The following is an 18861-nucleotide window of genomic DNA, read 5'->3' as shown; positions in this document are numbered from 1 at the left end:
GTTGACGGCTTGGAAGGAACCCGCTTAAGTACTCCCCGTTACCCTTCACCCTTTCGTGCGTAGCGGGAGTTCCCATGCGTCTCTCGAAAGACGACTCCGTGCCGGCCGGGCTGGTCGTCGCCGTGTCGCCGCTGCGATGGCCGTCGGCGCGCGGGGTCGCCGCCGCGGCCCGCGGGGGCGGGCTCGGCGTGCTCGACCTGACGGCCCGGCCCGCCGCGGCCGCGGACGAGCTCGCGCTGCTGGGGGAATGGGGTGTCCCGGCGTTCGGGGTCCGGCTGGCGCGGCCGGTGGACCTGCCCGATGCCGTGACCACCGTGCTGCTGACCGAAGACGCCGTGGGCACGCCGCGGGACTTCCCGGGCCGGCGGGTGCTGGCCGAGGTCACCTCGCGCGCGGCGGCCGTGCGGGCCGTCGCCGCCGGAGCCGGCGGCCTGATCGCCCGCGGGCACGAATGCGGCGGCCGGATCGGCGAACTGAGCACTTTCGTGCTGCTGCAGGCCCTGCTCGCCGACGACGGCATCGGCGTCCCGGTGTGGGCGGCGGGCGGCATCGGGCCGCACACCGCCGCGGCCGCCGTCGCGGGTGGCGCGGCCGGCGTCGTCGTCGACACCCAGCTCGCCCTGCTGCCGGAAGCCGAACTGCCGTCGGCCCTGACCACCGCCGTCACCGGTCTCGACGGCTCGGAAACGACCGTCACCGACGGCGTCCGCGTGCTGGCCCGGCGGGGGACCGAGCCCCTCGAAGCGGGCCAGGACGTCTTCCTCGCCACCCGGTTCCGGGACCGCTGGGGCACGGTGACCGCGGCGGTGCGCGGCCTGGCCGACGCGATCGGCGCGGCCCTGCGCCTGCCGGACGCGGTGCTCGGCCCCGGCAGCGCGGGCAGCCGCGCACTCGGCACGGCGCTGCCGGTCGCCCAGGGCCCGATGACCCGGGTCAGCGACCAGCCCGCCTTCGCGGCCGAGGTCGCCGCGGGCGGCGCGCTGCCGTTCATCGCGCTGGCCCTGTCCGGCCCGGAGCAGACCCGCGACGTGCTGGAACGGACCCGCGCGGCCGTGGGCGGCGCGCCGTGGGGCGTCGGTGTCCTCGGCTTCGCCGCCGACGACGTCAAGGCCGCGCAGCTGGCGGTCATCCGCGAACTGCGGCCCACGCACGCGATCATCGCCGGCGGCCGTCCGGCCCAGGCCGCGGCCCTCGAAGACGCCGGCATCGCCACCTTCCTCCACGTGCCGTCGCCGGGACTGCTGAAGCAGTTCCTCGAGGCGGGCGCGCGCAAGTTCGTCTTCGAAGGCTCCGAGTGCGGCGGCCACGTCGGCCCGCGGACCAGCTTCCCGTTGTGGGAGGCCCAGCTCGGCGTGCTCGCCGACTTCCTCGCGGCCACCCCGGGCGCGGCCGCGGACCTGCGGCTGCTGTTCGCCGGCGGCATCCACGACGAACGCTCGGCCGCGATGGTGGCCGCCCTCGCCGCCCCGGTGGCCGCGCGCGGGGCGGCGATCGGGGTGCTGATGGGCACCGCCTACCTCTTCACCCGCGAGGCCGTCGACGCGGGCGCCGTGCTCCCGCTGTTCCAGCGCCGGCTCCTCGAAGCCGAGCAGACCGACCTCCTCGAAACCGCGCCGGGCCACGCCACCCGCTGCGTGCGCAGCCCGTTCACCGAGGAGTACGCCGCGATCAAGGCGGACCTCGCCGGACGCGGCGTGCCGAGCCGCGACGCCTGGGAACACCTGGAAACGCTCAACGTCGGCCGGCTCCGCCTGGCGAGCAAGGGCATCGAGCGCGTCGGTGCCGAGCTGCGGGACGTCGCCGAAGACCGCCAGCTGGCCGAAGGCATGTTCATGGCGGGCGAGGTCGCCGTGCTGCGCTCGGCCGTCACCACGATCGCCGAGCTGCACCACTCGGTGGGCGAAGGCGCGAACGCGTTCCTGCGCGCGCGGGCCGCCGAATTCGGTGTCACCGAGGCCGAGCCGCCCGCGCCCGAGCCGCTCGAGATCGCGATCGTCGGCATGGCCTGCATGTTCCCGCAGGCTCCCGACCTGGCCGCGTTCTGGGCGAACGTCCTGGCCGGCGCCGACGCGGTCACCGAGGTGCCCCCGCAGCGCTGGGACACCGCCCTGTACTACGACCCCGAAGGCCAAGGCGAGCGGACGCCGTCGCGCTGGGGCGGGTTCCTCCCGGAAATCGGCTTCGACCCGCTGAAGTACGGCATCCCGCCGTCGTCACTGGCCAGCATCGAGCCCGTGCAGCTGCTGGCCCTGGAGGCCGCGCACCGCGCGCTGGCCGACGCGGGCTACGCCGGCCGCGCGTTCGACCGGGCCCGGACGTCGGTCGTCTTCGGCGCCGAAGCCGGCAGCGACCTGTCGAACGCGATGACGCTTCGCTCGGTGCTGCCGTCCTACATGGGCGAACTGCCGGCCGAACTGGACGAACGGCTGCCGCGGATCACCGAGGACTCCTTCCCGGGCGTGCTCGCCAACGTGATCGCCGGGCGGATCGCCAACCGGCTCGACCTGGGCGGGGCCAACTACACCGTCGACGCCGCGTGCGCCTCCTCGCTGACCGCGGTCGACGTCGCCTGCAAGGAACTGACCGCGGGCACCAGCGACCTCGTCCTCTGCGGCGGCGCCGACCTGCACAACGGCATCAACGACTACCTCCTGTTCGCTTCGGCGCACGCGCTCTCGCCGACCGGGCGATCGGCGACGTTCGACAGCGCGGCCGACGGCATCGCGCTCGGCGAAGGCGTCGCGTGCATCGCCCTCAAGCGCCTCGCCGACGCCGAACGCGACGGCGACCGGGTGTACGCCGTGATCAAGGGCGTCGGCGCGGCTTCCGACGGCCGCGCGCTCGGCCTGACCGCGCCCCGGCCCGAGGGCCAGCACACCGCGCTGACCCGCGCCTACCGCAACGCCGGCGTCTCGCCCGCGCGCGTCGGGCTCGTCGAGGCGCACGGCACCGGCACCGTCGTCGGCGACCGGACCGAGCTCGGCACGCTGACGAAGGTGTTCACCGAGGCCGGCGCCGCGCCGGGCGCGTGCACGATCGGCTCGGTGAAGTCGCAGATCGGGCACACCAAGTGCGCCGCGGGCCTGGCCGGGCTGATCAAGGCCGCGCTGGCCGTGCACACCGGCGTCAAACCGCCGACGCTGCACCTTTCGGCACCGAACCCGGCGTGGGATGCCGAAACCAGCCCGTTCGTGTTCCAGTCGGCCGCGCAGCCGTGGACCGCACCACCGGCCGAGCGGCTCGCCGGGGTGAGCGCGTTCGGCTTCGGCGGCACCAACTTCCACGTGGTGCTGGGCGCGCACGACGGCGTGCCGCCCGCGCAGGCCGCGGACGAGTGGCCCGCCGAGCTGTTCACCTTCACGACGGAGTCGGCGGCGCGGGAGCTGCTCGCCATGGCTTCGGAAGCCGCTTCGCCGTGGCGGCTGCGGGATTTGGCGCTGGCGGCGGCCCAGCGGGCGCAGGGACGCCCGGCGCGGCTCGCCGTCGTCGCGTCCACTGTGGACGAGCTGACCGAACTGCTGCGGCAGGCGCTGGCCGGGCACGACGCACGCGGTGTGTTCCGCGCCGACGACGCGGTGGCGGGCGAGGTCGCGGTGCTGTTCCCCGGGCAGGGCAGCCAGCAGCCGGGCATGTTCGCCGAGCTGTTCGTCACCTTCCCCGAGCTGCAGCGGTACCTGCGCCTGGACCCGCCGACGGCCGAGGTCGTCTTCGGCCCGGCGGTGTTCGGGGAGACGGCGCGGCGGGACTTCGTCGAGCGGGTCACCGACACGCGCGTCGCCCAGCCCGCGCTCGGGATGGCCGGGCTGGCGGCGTTCCGGCTGCTGACCCGCGCCGGCGTGCGGCCCGCGATGCTGGGCGGGCACAGCTACGGCGAGCTGACGGCGCTGGCCGCGGCCGGTGCGCTGACCCCGGAAGCCCTGCTCCACGCCAGCCACGCCCGGGCCGGCGCGATCCTCGACGCGGTACCGGCGGACGACCCGGGCGCGATGGCCGCGGTGTCGGCGGGCGCCGCGGAAACCGCGAAGGTCCTCGCCGACGCGGGACTCGGCGCCGTCGTCCTGGCCAACCACAACTCGCCCAAGCAGACCGTGATCTCCGGGCCCACCGCCGACGTCGAGACCGCCGTCGGGCACCTGCGCGCCGCCGGGCTCGGCGCGAAGCGGATCCAGGTCGCGTGCGCGTTCCACAGCTCGCTGGTGGCGCCGGCGGGGGAGGCGTTCGGCCGGGCGCTGGAGGCGATCGGCGTCGTGCGGCCCGCCGTTCCGGTGTACGGCAACCGGACGGCCGCGCCCTACCCGGCGGACCCGGACGCGATCCGCGGCGAGCTGGCCGCCCAGCTGGGCGCGCCGGTCCGGTTCGTCGAGCAGGTCGAGGCGATGTACGCGGCCGGGGCGCGGGTGTTCGTCGAGGCCGGGCCCGGGGCCGTGCTGGCGAAGCAGGTCGCCGCCATCCTCGGCGACCGGCCGCACCGGACGGTCGGGTTCGAACAGCCGGGCCGCCGCGGCCTGCCGGGCTTGCTCGGCGCGCTGGCGCGGCTGGCGGTGTCCGGGGTGACCCTCGAGACGAGCTGGCTGTTCCGCGGCCGCGACGCGGTCGACGCCTTCACCGCGCCCCGCCCGAAGCGTCCGGGGTGGACGGTCGACGGCCACCTGGTCCGCACGGCGGACGGCACGATCCCGGCCGGCGCCCTCCGCCCGGCGGAACGGGTCTCGTTCGGGGTGGCGGCCGCGGCCCCGCAGGCGGCCACGTCGGAGGCGATGGTCGCCGACTTCCTGCGCACGAGCCGCGAGATGATCGCCGCCCAGCGTGACGTGCTCCTGGGCTTCCTCGGCACCGAAGCCCCCTCACCGCTCATCAAGCGCCCCAATGTGGCCTTGGTTGCGTTGGACGCACCGAAGGCCACATTGGGTGCGTTGAGCGCACCGAAGGCCACATTGGGGCGCTCGGTGCTGGAGACGGTGGTCGAGGTGATCGGGGAGCGGACGGGGTATCCGGTGGAGATGATCGAACCGGACCTCGATCTGGAAGCCGACCTGAGCGTGGATTCGATCAAGCGGGCGGAGATCGCGGGCGAGCTGGCGTCCCGCTTGGGGCTCGCCGGTGGAGACGTGGAGGAGTTCGCGAAAGCCCGCACGGCCGCGGCGATCGCCGGGCTGATCGGCGATGAACGTCCCCCTGCGGAGCCGGAAGCGGCTTCGGTGCTGGAGACGGTGGTCGCGGTGATCGGGGAGCGGACCGGCTATCCGGTGGAGATGATCGAGCCGGACCTCGATCTGGAAGCCGACCTGAGCGTCGACTCGATCAAGCGGGCCGAGATCGCCGGGGAACTGGCCACCCGCCTGAACCTCGACACCGGAGGCGACGTCGAGGAGCTGGCCAAGGCCCGGACCGCCGCGGCGATCGCGGAGCTCATCGACGGCGACCGCCCGAAGGCCACTTTGGGTGCGTCGGCCGAGCCGAAGGCCACCTTGGGTGCGTTGAGCGAACCGAAGGCCACCTCGGAGCCGGCCGAGCCCGCGCCGCTCATCGTGGCGCCGAAACGCCTGGTGATGGCGGAAACCGACCTCGTCGCCGCCGCAGCCCCCGATGTCACCGGGCGGAAGTTCCTGCTTCTGGGCCGCGGCCCGCTCGCCGAGGCCGTCCGGGCGCACCTCACCGGGCTCGGCGCGTCCGCCGAGATCGCCGACGAGGTCCGTGCCGGGTTCGACGGGATCCTCCACCTGCCGGGCGACGGACCGGTGCTGCCCGCCGCCTTCCCGCAGTACCAGGCCGCTCTCGCGACGAAGCCCGCCTGGCTGCTCACCGCCGGGCCCGGCGAAGGCCTGCGCGGCTTCCACCGCAGCCTCGCCCGCGAATACCCGGACACCCTCACCCGCGTGGTCGAGCTGTCCCCGGCCGAAACGCCCGAGGTCCAGGCGGCCGCGCTGGTCGAAGAACTGTCCACAACAGACCGCGAACCGGTCGTCGTCCGCGAAGGCCCGCACCGCAGAGGCTTCCGGATGAACGAACAGGACCTCGGCCCGCTCGGCAGCAGCGGCGCGGGCCCGGCGGGCGACGGCGCCGCCGAAGCCGCCGCGATCGGGCTGGACCGCGACTCGGTCGTCCTGCTCGTCGGGGGCGCCAAGGGCATCACCGCCCGGTTCGCCGCGACCCTCGCCGCGACCGCCCGCTGCCGGATCGAACTCCTCGGACGGACGCCGGTCCCGGCGGCGGAAGACGAACACCCCCAGGCCAAGACCACCGAGGACCTCCGCGCCGCGCTCATCGCCGCCGGGCTGAAGCGCCCCGCCGAAATCGAACGGACGGTCCGCCGGATCCGGGGCGAACGCGAAGTCCGCCGGACCCTGGCCAAGCTCGAAGCCCTCGGCAGCCCGGTGCGCTACCAGTCGGTCGACATGCTCGACGCCGAAGCCGTGCACCGCGCGGTCAAGGAGATCCACGCCGAGCACGGCCGCCTCGACGGCATCGTCTACGCGGCCGGCGTGATCGAGGACAAGCTCGTCGCCGAGAAGACGCCGGAGTCGTTCGAGCGCGTGTACGGCACCAAGGTCGACGGCGCCCGCACCCTCCTGGAGGCGACCGCCGACCTGCCCGACGAGCCGGCGTTCGTGGTCCTGTTCGGCAGCATCGCCGCCGCCCTCGGCAACCGCGGCCAGTCCGACTACGCCGCCGCCAACGACGCTCTCGAGGCGCTGGGCCACCGGTGGCCCGCCGGGCGCGCGGTGACCGTCCACTGGGGACCGTGGGCGCCGACCGGCGAGCACGACGGCATGGTGACGCCCGAGCTGATGCGCGACTACGCCCGCCGCGGCATCGCGCTGATCGATCCGGAGGAGGGCACCCTCGGCCTGCTGCGCGAGCTGGCGTGGGGCCGCGCCGGCACCGGCGCCGTCGTCCACACCGCGTCCGGGTGGTGACGGACGTGCGCGTGGCGATCGTCGGGATGTCGGTGCTGCTCCCGGGCGCTCCCGACCTGGCGAGCTACTGGCGCAACCTGGCCGGCGGCGTCGACGCGATCACCGAGGTGCCGCCCGGGAAGTGGGACCTCGCGCACTACGCGCCGGACGAGCAGCGCCGGGCCGACCGGCTCTACTGCCGGCGCGGCGGGTTCGTCGACGAACTGGCCGAAGTGGACGTCACCGGCTTCGGGATCATGCCGAACTCCGTGCCCGCCACCGAGCCCGACCAGCTGATCGCGCTGCGCGTCGCGGCACAAGCGGTCGCGGACGCGGGTGGCCCCGACCGCCTGCCCGCCGACCGCGCGAAGGTCGGGGTCGTGCTCGGCCGCGGCGGCTACCTGACCCCCGGGCTGGTCCGGCTCGACCAGCGCGTCCGCACCGCGACGCAGCTCGTCCGGACCCTCGGCGAGCTGCTGCCGGACCTGGACCCGGACCGGCTCGACGCCGTCCGGCAGGCCTTCACCGACCAGCTGGGCCCGGAGGCGCCCGAGTCGGCGATCGGGCTGGTGCCGAACCTGGCCGCGTCGCGGCTGGCCAACCGGCTCGACCTGCGCGGTCCGGCGTACACGGTGGACGCCGCGTGCGCGTCCTCGCTGATCGCCGTCGACCACGCCGTGCGGGAACTGGCCACCGGCCGGTGCGACGTCGTCCTCGCCGGGGGCGTGCACCACTGCCACGACATCACCTTCTGGAGCGTGTTCACCCAGCTCGGCGCGCTGTCGCCGTCCGAGCGGATCCGGCCGTTCCACCGCGACGCCGACGGCGTGCTGATCGGCGAAGGCACCGGCATCGTCGTCCTGAAGCGCCTCGCCGACGCCCAGCGCGACGGCGACCGCGTCTACGCTGTGATCACCGGCACCGGCGTCGCCTCCGACGGGCGGACCGCGAGCCTGGCCAGCCCCGACTCCGGCGGCCAGGTCCGGGCCGTCCGGCAGGCGTGGGCCGCGGCGGGCCTCGACCCGGCCGCGCCGGACTCGATCGGCCTGCTCGAGGCCCACGGCACCGCGACCCCGGCCGGTGACGCGGCGGAACTCACCACCCTCGCGGAGGTGTTCGGCAGCGCCGGCTCCGCCGTGCTGGGCTCGGTCAAGTCGATGATCGGCCACACGATGCCCGCGGCCGGGATCGCCGGGCTCGTCAAGGCCGCCTTGGCGGTCCACCACGGCGTCCTGCTGCCCACCCTGCACTGCGACGACCCGCACCCGGCGCTGGCCGCCACCCGGTTCTCCACGTTGGCCGCCGCCGAGCCGTGGGACGCGCCGGTGCGCCGGGCGGGGGTCAACGCGTTCGGCTTCGGCGGGATCAACGCCCACGTCGTCCTGGAACAGGCGCCGGGCCGCGCGACGCCGGTCGTGGTGCGCGAGCCCGAACGGGTGCTGCGGCTCGCCGCACCCACGCTCGACGCGCTGCGCGAGGCGTTCGACCGGCCCGGCCGGCCGGAAACCGGCGACGGGCCGGTCCGGCTCGGCGTCGTCGACCCGACGGAGAAGCGGCTCGCCCTGGCTCGGAAGGTCTTGACGCGGGGACGGCCCTGGCGCGGCCGCAACGACGTGTGGTTCGCCGACCGCCCCCTGCTCGGCCCGGGCGGCGGCAAGATCGCGTTCCTCTTCCCCGGCCTGGAATCGGAACTCACGCTCAACTGCGGCGATGTCGCCCGCCACTTCGGCCTGCCCTGGAAGCACGCGGACGTCGAGGTCGGCGACGTCGGCCGGCAGGGTGCCGCGGTGTTCGAACTGGGCCGGCTGCTGCACGCGGCGCTCGGCCGGATCGGCGTCACGCCGGACGCCGTCGCCGGGCACAGCCTGGGCGAGTGGACGGCGATGGCCGTGGCCGGTGTCCACGCCGAAGAAGAGGTCGACGCCTTCCTCGCCGGGTTCGACCCGGACGCGCTCGTCGTCCCCGGGCTCGCCTTCGCCGCGATCGGCGCGCCCGCGCCACGCGTGCTCGAGGAGCTGGCCGGGCGCGCGGACGTCGTCCTCTCCCACGACAACTCCCCGAACCAGGCCATGATCTGCGGCCCGGAAGCGGCGGTCGGCGCGCTCGTGCGACGGTTCCGGGACGCGGGCGTCGTGGCGCAGGTGCTGCCGTTCCGGTCCGGCTTCCACACCCCGATGCTGCGGCCCTACCTGGGGCCGATCCGCGAAGCGGCCGAGCGCTTCACGCTGCACCCGCCGTCCCTGCCGCTCTGGTCCGCGACCACGGTCTCCGAATACCCGGCGGCCGAGGCCGAGGTCCGGGAACTGTTCGTGCGGCACCTGCTGCGGCCGGTGCGGTTCCGCCCGCTCGTGCAGGCGATGCACGCCGCCGGGTTCCGCGCGTTCGTCCAGGTCGGCGCCGGGCAGCTCGGCTCCCTGGTCGGTGACACCCTGCACGGTGAGGAGCACCTCGTCGTGGCGGCGCACTCGGCGCAGCGCCCCGGCCTGGCGCAGCTGCGCCGGGTCGCGACCGCCCTGTGGGCCGACGGCCTCGACCCCGACCTCGCCCGCCTGCCGGGCGAGCGCGCGGTGACGCCGAAGGCGGTCAAGCTCGACCTCGGCGGCCGCCTGATCTCCCTCGACGAGCAGGTCCGCGCGCGGATCGCGCTGCCGGCCACCCGTCGGTCCACTGTGGACGACCTGGCGGCGAAGGGCCCGCTCGCCGCGGAGTTCGCCGCGCTGCTGGCCGACACCGCCGAACTGGCGTCCACCGTGCTCGCCGGACCGGCCCGCCGCCTCCCGGCCCCGCAAGAGCTGGACACCACGCTCACGGTGTCGCTCGAGGCGATGCCGTACCTGCTCGACCACTGCTTCTTCAAACAGCCGCCGCAGGCCGACCCGGGCGACCGCTGGCCGGTCGTCCCGGCCACCACGGTGATCGACCACCTGATGCGGTTCGCCGAGCGGGCCGCGCCCGGCCGCCAGGCGGTCGCCGTGCACGACGTCCGGCTCAGCCAGTGGATCACCGCGGTCCCGGCGGTCACCGTGCCGGTGCGCGTCCGGCCGCAGGGCACCGACCGGGTGCACGCGGCCATCGCCGGCTACTCGCAGGCCGTCGTGGAACTCGCGCCGGAACACCCGCCCGCTGCGCCGGCGCCGTGGCGGTTCCCGGCGTCGGCCGAGCAGGTCCCCGAGACCACCGCGGCGCAGCTCTACGACGAGCGCTGGATGTTCCACGGCCCGCGGTTCCGGGGCGTCACCGAGCTGACCGCCGTCGGCGAACGGCACGTCCGTGCCGTGCTGACGACGCCGGCCGCGCCCGGCGCGCTGCTCGACAACGTCGGCCAGGTGCTCGGCTACTGGATCATGTCCCGGCTGCCCGAGCGGACCACCGTCTTCCCGGTCGCCATGCGCGAAATCCGGTTCCACGGCCCGCACCCGGCCCCCGGGGACCGCCTGGAGTGCCTGGTCCGGATCACCGGGCTGACGGACGAGTTCCTCGAAGCGGACATGCAGCTCGTCCACCGCGGCGAAGTCTGGGCCGAGTTCACCGGCTGGCGCGACCGGCGGTTCGACAGCACCCCGCACATCCGCCAGGCCGACCGCACGCCCGAACGCTCGACGCTGTCGCACGAGCAGCCGGGTGGCTGGGCGCTGGTGCACGAGCAGTGGCCCGACCTGGCGACCCGCGAGCTGATCATGCGCAACTACCTCGCCGGCCCCGAACGCGACGCCTACGAACACCATCCTCCGCGCGGGCGGCGGCAGTGGCTGCTCGGCCGGATCGCGGCCAAGGACGCGGTCCGCCAGTTCCTCTGGGCCCGCGGCGAACCCGAGATGTTCCCCGCCGAGCTGCGCATCGGCAACGACGAGGCGGGCCGGCCGTTCGCGACCGGCGCCTACGGCCGGGAGCTGCCGCCGGTGACGATTTCCGTGGCGCACCGCGCGGAAGCCGGCGTGGCGATCGCCCGCCACGGGCGCTGCGGCATCGACGTCGAAGCGGTCGTGCCGCGCGCGGAGTCCACTGTGGAGGCCGCGCTCGGCGCGGGCGAGCTGGCGCTGTTCGCGAGCCTGCCCGGCGACCCGGAGCAGTGGTTCGCCCGGTTCTGGACGGCGAAGGAGGCCGTGGCGAAGCTGCGCGGCACCGGCCTGCGCGGCGAACCCCGGGACTTCGAGGTCGTCGCGGCGACCCCGGAAGAACTGACCGTCCGAGTCGCGGGCGGCGAGTACCGCGTGTGCTGCGCCGACATCGAGAACCCCCCTGGTGCGCCGCCGCGCCGCTACGTCGTCGCCTGGACCGAAGAGACGAAGGAGAGTGCCGGATGAGCATCGAGACCACGGCCGCGAACGAGGTGACCGTGCTCGCCCAGCTCGCCGAAATGCTGCGGGAGCTGCTCGAGGAGTACGGCCTCGACGACACCGAGATCACCATGGACACGACGTTCCACGACGACCTCGAACTGGAGAGCGTCGACCTCGTGGCGCTGTCCGGGCAGCTGCGCGAGCACTACGGCGACCGCGTCAACTTCGCGACCTTCATCGCCGAGCGCGACCTGGACGAGATCATCGCGCTGACGGTCGGCGAGCTCGTGCGGTACATCGTCGCCTCCCTGCGGGCGACGGCGTGAGCCGGATCCGCGCGGGCGAGCTGGACGTGCACGTCCAGCGGCTCACCCCGGACGAGCCGCTGGACGGCGACGCGCCGATCGTGGTCTGCGTCCACGGCCTGCTCACCGACAGCCTGGCCAGCTACTACTTCACCCTCGGCCCGGACTTCGCCGCGCGCGGGCTCGACGTGCTGATGTACGACCTGCGCGGGCACGGCCGCACGACGCGCCCGGCGTCCGGCTACCACCTCGAGCGGTTCGTCGACGACCTCGTCGCGGTCCTCGACGCGTGTGCCATCACCCGGCCGGTGCACGTCGTCGGCAACTCCTTCGGCGCTTCGGTGGCGTTCGGGCTGGCCGCCGCGCGGCCCGACCGGGTGGCGAGCGTCGTCGTGCTCGAGGGCGAACCCCCGACCGAAGAATGGACCCGGCACATGGCCGACGGGCTCGCCGACGCCAAGACCCGGCTGGCGATCGACGAGGTGATCGGCTGGATCGCCGACAACCACGGCGCGCACACCGCCCGGCTGTCCAAGGCCGCCAACAAGATCCTGCAGACCACCACGATCGCGGAGGACATCCCGCGCAGCGCGACGATCGCGGCGGACCTGTCGGCGGTGCGCTGCCCGGTGTTCGCCATCTTCGGCGGTGACTCCGGGCTGTCGGCGCAGGTGCCGCACTTCGAGACGCACCTGGAGCGGTGCCGCTGCGTCGTGCTGCCCGACCAGGGGCACTCGGTGCTGGTCGAGCGGACCGCCGAGGTCACCGAGCTGATCTTCGGGTGGGTCCGTGACACCGCGCGCACGCGGACGCGGGTGCGGTAGTGGCCCGGTTCCTCTTCGTCGTCCCGCCCCTGGTCGGGCACGTCAACCCGGCGGTCGGCGTGGCGGCCGAGCTCACCGCGCGCGGCCACGAGGTCGCCTGGGCGGGCCACGACGAACTGCTGTGGCAGCTGGCTGGCCCCGAAGCACTCGTGTTCTCGTGCCCCGTGCCGCGGGACCTGCCCGTGCGCCCGGCCGAGCTGAAAGGCCCGGCGGCGCTGCGCTTCCTCTGGCAGGACTTCCTCGTTCCCCTGGCCGACGCGATGGCCCCCGGCGTGGCCGCGGCGCTCGAGGCCTTCGAGCCGCACGTCGTGGTGGCCGACCAGCAGGCGCTGGCCGGCGGCCTGCTCGCCGAAGCCGCCGGCCTGCCGTGGGTCACGTCGGCGACGACCTCGGCCGAGCTCGTCGACCCCCTGGCCGGGATGCCGAAGGTCGGGGAGTGGGTCGGCTCGCTGCTCGACGGGCTGCGCGCGCGGATCGCCGGCGGCCGGGGTACGGCGGACCCGCGGTTCTCACCCCACGGCGTCCTCGCCTTCACCACCCGCGAACTGCTCGGCCCGGCCGACCTGCCGCCGTCGGTCCGGCTCGTCGGGCCCGCCCTCGGCGCGCGGCCGTCCACGACGGACTTCCCGTGGGAGTGGCTCGACCCGCTCCGCCCGACGGTGCTGGTCTCCCTCGGCACGGCGAACACCGCCGTGGGCGCCGGATTCCTGGCCGCGACGGCCGAGGCCTTCGCCGGCTCGCCCGCGCGCGCGGTGATCGCCGACCCGGGCGGCGTGCTCGGCGAGGTCCCGCCGAACGTCCTGGTGCGGCCGCACGTCCCGCAGCTGCCGCTGCTGGCGCGGGTCGACGCGGTGCTGTGCCACGCGGGCCACAACACGGTCTGCGAAACGCTGTGGCACGGCCTGCCGCTGGTGGTGGCCCCGATCCGGGACGACCAGCCGATCGTCGCGGCCCAGGTGGTCGCGGCGGGCGCGGGGATCCGCCTGCGGTTCGGCCGCGCGGACGCACCCCGCATCGCGGCGGCGGTCGAGGAGATCCTGACGGAACCGGCATACCGGCGCGCGGCCGAGACGGTGGCGGCTTCGTTCCACGCGGCGGGTGGAAGCCCGGCGGCCGCGGGGCAGCTGGAGCAGCTGGCGTTGGAGAGCTTGGCGCACCTGCGAACCTGAACCCGGGCTGCCCGTGCAGGTGTACGGCAGAACGCCGGTGCACCCGGTTTCCGTCGCGCGCAGGCTTGATCACCGGTGCCGGACGTGGGCTGGGCGGGCGTTCGCACCGGCGCGCGGCCGAGACGGTGGCGGCTTCGTTCCACGCGGCGGGTGGAAGCCCGGCGGCCGCGGGTTACCTGGAACAGCTGGCGCTGGAGAGCTTGGCTCACCTGCGAACCTGAACCCGGGGCTGCCCGTGCAGGCGTACGCGCAGAACGCCGGTGCACTCGCTTTCCCGTCGCGCGCAGCCGTTTCCGCTGGCCCGGCCGCGCACCTGGGCCGGTCGCGGGTCACACTGGACGCCATGGGTTTCCTGGACGGGCGGGCCGTCGTGATCACCGGTGCCGGACGCGGGCTGGGCCGGGCGTTCGCCCGGCACGCGGCCGAGAACGGAGCCGCGGTCGTCGTCAACGACGTCGACGCGGAACCGGCCCACGAGACGGTGGCGGCGATCACCGCGGACGGCGGGACCGCCGTGGCGAGCGTCGGGTCGGTGGCCGATGCGGCCTACGCCCGGTCGCTGATCAGCCGGTGCTGCACGCAGTTCGGGACGCTGGACGGGCTCGTCAACAACGCGGCGGTCGGCTACCACGCGCCGCCGTGGGAGGACGACGACGCCGAGCGGGCCCGCGCACTGGTCGAGACCAACGTGCTCGGTCCGCTCCACTGTGGCACCGCGGCCGCGAAGGTCATGTGCGCCCGGGGCCGCGGGGTCATCGTCAACGTGACGTCGGGGTCGATGATCGGGCAGCGCCGGGCCGCCGCGTACTCGGCGTCGAAGGGCGCGGTGGCGTCGATGACCTACTCGTGGGCCGGGGATCTGGCGAAGCACGGCGTGCGGGTCAACGCCGTCAGCCCGATCGCGTGGACCCGGCTGATGGCCGCCGACCCGAACGGGAACCGGGACGCGCCGCCACCCGAACGGGTGGCACCGCTGGTGACCTACCTGCTCAGCGACCTCTCGGCCGGTGTCACCGGGCAGGTGCTGCGGCTCGCCGACGGGCACCTGCACGCCGTCCGGCAGCCGGCCATCATCCGGCCGGTCCTGCACCGGGAGCACTGGACGGTGGAGGAGATCGCCGCGGCCGTCGCCGGCGAGCTCGTCCTCGAATCGCCGCCGCGGGACCGCTGGACCCTTTGAGCGGCGCGGACCACCGGAACGGGTGGCTATCCACAGTGGACCTCGCGCACTAGCTTGGAGGCCGAGCGAGGAGGGCGGAGATGACGGCCACCGCGGAGGTCACCCCCGGCGCCGTGGCGCCGCCCGCCCTGAGCCGCGGCCGGGTCAACGCGGTGTTCGGCGCCGTGCTGCTCGGGATGCTGCTGGCGGCGCTGGACCAGACCATCGTCGGCACGGCGCTGCCCACCATCGTCGGCGACCTCGGCGGCGCCGGGCACCTGTCCTGGGTGGTCACCTCCTACCTGCTGGCCGAGACGATCATGACCGTGGTCGTCGGCAAGCTCGGCGACCTCTTCGGCCGCAAGCTGATGTTCCAGCTGTCGGTGGTCGTGTTCGGCATCGGCTCGTTCTGCGCCGGGTTCGCCGACAGCATGATCTGGCTGATCGTCTGGCGCGCGGTGCAGGGCCTGGGCGGCGGCGGGCTGATGGTCACCTCGACCGCGCTCATCGCCGACGTCGTCCCGCTGCGCGAGCGCGGCAAGTACCAGGGCGTGCTCGGCTCGGTGTTCGGCGTGGTCACCGTCGCGGGCCCGATGCTCGGCGGGTTCTTCGTCGACCACCTCTCGTGGCGGTGGGCGTTCTACGTCAACATCCCGCTGGTCGTCGTGGTGCTGGCGGTGGCGTCCTCGGCGATGCCGAACGCCCGCGCCGCGGTCAAGCCGGTGATCGACTACCTCGGCATCCTGCTCATCGGCCTGGCCGCGACCGGCCTGACCCTGGTCACCAGCTGGGGCGGCACGCAGTACGCGTGGGGTTCGCCGGTGATCATCGGGATGGCGCTCGGCTCGGTGGTGCTGCTCGCGGCGTTCGTCTTCGTGGAGCTGCGGGCGCAGGAGCCGATGCTGCCGATGCGGCTGTTCCGCAACCCGGTGTTCACCGTCGGCGGCATCATGAGTTTCGTCGTGGGCTTCGCGATGCTCGGCGCGCTGTCCTATCTGCCGACGTATATGCAGTACGTCCAGGGCACGTCCGCGACGACGTCCGGGGTCCGGCTGCTCCCGATGGTGCTGGCGCTGCTCGTGGCGTCGATCGCCGCGGGCAACGCGGTGAGCCGCACCGGGCGGTACAAGATCTTCCCGCTGGTCGGGGCCGCCGGCATGACGATCGGGTTGTATCTGCTGTCCCGGCTGGACACCGGCACCGGGTTCTGGGAGGCCTCGGCGTACATGGCCGTGCTGGGGCTCGGCATCGGGCTCGGCATGCAGGTGCTGACCATCGCGGTGCAGAACACCGTCGACTACGCCGACCTCGGCGTCGCGACCTCGGGCGTGACGTTCCTGCGTTCGATCGGCAGCTCGTTCGGCGCGGCGATCTTCGGCACGGTGTACGCCAACCAGCTGACCCCCAAACTGGCCGCGCTCCCGGTGCCGCCGGGGGTCGACCCGCGGGCGCTGCAGGTGCCCACGGCGTTGCACGCGCTGCCGGAGCCGGTGTCGGCCCCGGTGATCCAGGCGTACAGCGACTCCCTGCACGTCGTGTTCCTCGCGGCGGCCCCGGTCGGCCTGGTGGCGTTCGCGCTGGCGTTCTTCCTCAAGGAGATCCCGCTGCGCGACACGGCCCGCGCGGCCGCCCCCGACCTCGGTGACGGCTTCGCGATGCCGGAGGCTCGCACCGACGATCGCGAGCTGGAACGCGCGGTGGCCACGCTGTTCTTCCGCGAGCGCCGGAAGGTGGCCCCCGCGATCGTCGAGCGGGCCGGCGGAGACCTCGACGAGGGCGGGATCTGGTGCCTGCTGCAGGTCCACCTGCGGGAACGCCGTGGTTCCCCGGCCACGCTGCGGGCGATCGGCGACGACTTCGGCGTGCCGGCGCCGGTGCTGGAGCCGGCGTTCAACCGCCTGGAGCTGACCGGCCACCTGCGGTACACCCGCGACGGCTGGGAACTGACGTCCGCGGGCCGCGAGGAGTTCGGAAAGGTGGTCCAGGCCTGGCACGACTGGCTGGCCGACCGCCTCGGCGACTGGGGAACGAACGACCGAGCGGAACTGGACGCGGCCATCGGCCGGGTCGCGGCCCGGCTGATGGACCAGAGCGCCGAGTCGCGCACCTCCGGCCGCCACGCCCTGGCCTGACGCTCGCCGCCCCGGCCGGCTTGCCTGCGGGCCCCGGTGCCAGCGCCCCAATGTGGCCTTCGGTGCGTTGAGCGCACCCAAGGCCACATTGGGGCGCTTGGGGGCCAGAGTGTGGGCCCGATTAGCGGCGCCAGAAGTCGTGCGGAGTGCGGCCTGGCCGGAAGCCGCACGACTCGACCAGGGCCGCCGCCTCCGTGAAGCCGTGGCCGACCAGTCCTGGCTCGTGGGCGTCGCTGCCGAACGCCACCGCCTCGCCGCCCACCTCGAACCACCACCGGACCACCTCGCCCGGCAGCGGCACCTTCGTGTTCACCTCCAGCGCGCGGCCGCTCGCCTTCAGGGACCGCAGCACCGTCCGGAACTCCTCCTCGAAGTCCGCCGCCACGAACGGCGGGCCTTCGCCCGGCCACGACCGCAGCGCGTAGTCGATGTGGGCGAGCACCGCGAAGTCCGCCGTCGACTCGACCAGGCCCAGCACCTCGCCGAGGTAGGCCCGCAGCAGCCCGCCCGGCGGCCGGGCCGACACGACCGTCAGCTCGCGGTGGTGCTCACCGTCCGGAAGGGAATGCACCGAGCCGAGGACGCGGTCGAAGTCGTGGGCCGCCAAGAGCGCGTCGGCCTGCGGGCGGTGCCAGTGCGGCTCGCTGAGCTCCACTCCGGACAGGATCCGCAGCCCCGGAAACCGTGAGCGGCACTCCTCGACGCACGCCAAGTACCCCTCGACGTCCAGCTCCGGTGGCTCAAGGACGCCGTCCGGGCGCAGCCGCACCCGGAAGTGATCCGGCAGCAACGGCCGGATCGGTTCCGGCATCAGCCACGGCGTCAGGTCCGCGTGTTCGGTGAACGCCACCGACGGCAGCCCCAGCTCGAGCGCCCGCTCGCACGAGCCGATCATCGAGCCGGTGACCGTGTCCCAGGACCATTCGGTGTGGACGTGACCGTCCGTCGGCAGGCTCACCAGCCCACCGTAGCCCGGGTTTTGGGCTACCTTCTGAGGCATGGCGCAGAAGTCGGCGGCGGTGGAGCTGGAGGTCGGCCCGCACACCGTGCGGATCTCGAACCCGGACCGGGTCTACTTCCCGGCCCGCGGCGAGACGAAGCTCGACCTGGTCAACTACTACCTCTCGGTGGGCGACGGCATCGTCAACGCCCTGCGCGAACGCCCCTGCATGCTGCACCGCTTCCCGTCCGGCGTGGCGGGGGAGAAGGTGCACCAGAAGCGCGTGCCGAACGGCGCGCCGCCGTGGCTGGAAACCGTCCGAGTGACGTTTCCGCGCTACAACCGGCATGCGGACGAACTGTGTGTCACCGAGCTCGCGCATGTCGCCTGGGCGGTGCAGATGTCCACTGTGGAGTTCCATCCGTGGAATTCCCGCCGGGCGGACACCGAGAAGCCTGATGAGTGGCGGATCGATCTCGACCCGATGCCTGACTGCGGCTATGACCGGGTTCGCCGGGTTGCGCATGTGGCCCACGAGATTCTCGACGAGCTTGGTGCTGTCGGGTGGCCGAAGACTTCCGGGGGCCGTGGGCTGCATATTTATGTCCGGATTGAACCGCGTTGGGGCTTTGCTGATGTGCGCCGGGCTGCGCTGGCTTTTGCTCACGAGGTTGAACGGCGGGCTCCGGACGATGTCACCACGACTTGGTGGCGGAAGGATCGGGATCCGCGGTTGCTCTTCGTCGACTACAACCAGAACGCTCGTGATCACACGATCGCCAGTGCGTATTCGGTTCGTGGGAATCCTGAGGGCACGGTGTCGACGCCGATCCGGTGGACGGAGATCGATGATGTCGAGCCGGGGGATTTCACCATTGCCACGGTTCCGGGGCGGTTTGCCGAGGTGGGGGATCTTCATGCCGGGATCGATGACGCGGTGTTCTCGCTTGAGCCGCTGCTGGAGTGGGCTGAGCGGGATGGGGTTGAGGAGCCTCCTGAACCTGGGTGACGTGGTTTCGCGGCCCTTCTCTGCTGTTCGCAACCCCGAAGCCCGATTGTGACACACTGAGGGAACATACCGAGGGTATGTCAGAGACCGGCGTTAGGGAACGGCCTGTGGATGGTAGAAGGGTGATGTGGACAGCTTCGGCTGGGA

9 protein-coding genes are annotated in these 18861 nt (G+C 73.8%); 8 read left to right on the top strand and 1 reads right to left on the bottom strand.

Annotated features, from left to right (window positions below; all coding sequences use genetic code 11):
* Nucleotides 1-74 precede the first annotated feature (74 nt).
* The 7 genes from AB0M30_RS40590 (at nucleotide 75) to AB0M30_RS40560 (ending at nucleotide 16765) form a co-directional block, all read left to right on the top strand.
* A complete protein-coding gene (locus tag AB0M30_RS40590; protein ID WP_364595815.1) occupies nucleotides 75-6917 on the top strand; it encodes an SDR family NAD(P)-dependent oxidoreductase in 6843 nt (2280 codons plus the stop codon).
* Nucleotides 6914-11200, top strand: a complete 4287-nt coding sequence (locus AB0M30_RS40585; protein WP_364595812.1) for a beta-ketoacyl synthase N-terminal-like domain-containing protein — start codon at nucleotides 6914-6916, stop codon at nucleotides 11198-11200. Before AB0M30_RS40590 ends, AB0M30_RS40585 begins: the two co-directional genes overlap by 4 nt.
* Nucleotides 11197-11502: a phosphopantetheine-binding protein gene (locus AB0M30_RS40580; RefSeq protein WP_364595809.1), complete on the top strand. Its 306-nt coding sequence runs from the start codon at nucleotides 11197-11199 to the stop codon at nucleotides 11500-11502. The genes AB0M30_RS40585 and AB0M30_RS40580 overlap by 4 nt, the downstream gene beginning before the upstream one ends.
* Entirely contained in the window at nucleotides 11499-12305 is an 807-nt protein-coding gene (locus tag AB0M30_RS40575; protein WP_364595806.1) for an alpha/beta fold hydrolase, read from the top strand. The genes AB0M30_RS40580 and AB0M30_RS40575 overlap by 4 nt, the downstream gene beginning before the upstream one ends.
* On the top strand, nucleotides 12305-13474 hold the full coding sequence (locus AB0M30_RS40570) for a nucleotide disphospho-sugar-binding domain-containing protein (protein ID WP_364595803.1): 1170 nt from the start codon (nucleotides 12305-12307) through the stop codon (nucleotides 13472-13474). The genes AB0M30_RS40575 and AB0M30_RS40570 overlap by 1 nt, the downstream gene beginning before the upstream one ends.
* A 343-nt stretch (nucleotides 13475-13817) precedes the next feature.
* Nucleotides 13818-14654 carry an SDR family oxidoreductase gene (locus AB0M30_RS40565; RefSeq protein ID WP_364595800.1) on the top strand — a complete coding sequence of 279 codons (837 nt, stop codon included), beginning with the start codon at nucleotides 13818-13820 and terminating at the stop codon, nucleotides 14652-14654.
* 80 nt (nucleotides 14655-14734) lie between these two features.
* Nucleotides 14735-16765: an MDR family MFS transporter gene (locus AB0M30_RS40560; RefSeq protein WP_364595797.1), complete on the top strand. Its 2031-nt coding sequence runs from the start codon at nucleotides 14735-14737 to the stop codon at nucleotides 16763-16765.
* 121 nt (nucleotides 16766-16886) lie between these two features.
* Here the strand turns inward: AB0M30_RS40560 and AB0M30_RS40555 are convergent, their stop codons facing one another.
* Complete coding sequence (locus AB0M30_RS40555; RefSeq protein WP_364595794.1) at nucleotides 16887-17723, bottom strand: PHP domain-containing protein; 837 nt, start codon at nucleotides 17721-17723, stop codon at nucleotides 16887-16889.
* Nucleotides 17724-17763: 40 nt separating this feature from the next.
* On the opposite strand from AB0M30_RS40555, the gene ligD reads away from it, so the two are divergent.
* Nucleotides 17764-18714: a non-homologous end-joining DNA ligase gene (ligD, locus tag AB0M30_RS40550; protein WP_364595791.1), complete on the top strand. Its 951-nt coding sequence runs from the start codon at nucleotides 17764-17766 to the stop codon at nucleotides 18712-18714.
* Nucleotides 18715-18861: the final 147 nt, after the last annotated feature.

The sequence above is a fragment of the Amycolatopsis sp. NPDC051716 genome (assembly GCF_040681595.1).
Taxonomy (GTDB): Bacteria; Actinomycetota; Actinomycetes; order Mycobacteriales; family Pseudonocardiaceae; genus Amycolatopsis.
The sequence above is the reverse complement of the archived record's forward strand: the minus strand, read 5'-3'. Positions and strand labels throughout refer to the sequence as shown.

Coding starts and splice junctions, on each gene's coding strand:
- AB0M30_RS40560 (WP_364595797.1), top strand. CDS start 14,735: ATGACGGCCACCGCGGAGGTCACCCCCGGCGCCGTGGCGCCGCCCGCC.
- AB0M30_RS40565 (WP_364595800.1), top strand. CDS start 13,818: ATGGGTTTCCTGGACGGGCGGGCCGTCGTGATCACCGGTGCCGGACGC.
- AB0M30_RS40590 (WP_364595815.1), top strand. CDS start 75: ATGCGTCTCTCGAAAGACGACTCCGTGCCGGCCGGGCTGGTCGTCGCC.
- AB0M30_RS40580 (WP_364595809.1), top strand. CDS start 11,197: ATGAGCATCGAGACCACGGCCGCGAACGAGGTGACCGTGCTCGCCCAG.
- ligD (WP_364595791.1), top strand. CDS start 17,764: ATGGCGCAGAAGTCGGCGGCGGTGGAGCTGGAGGTCGGCCCGCACACC.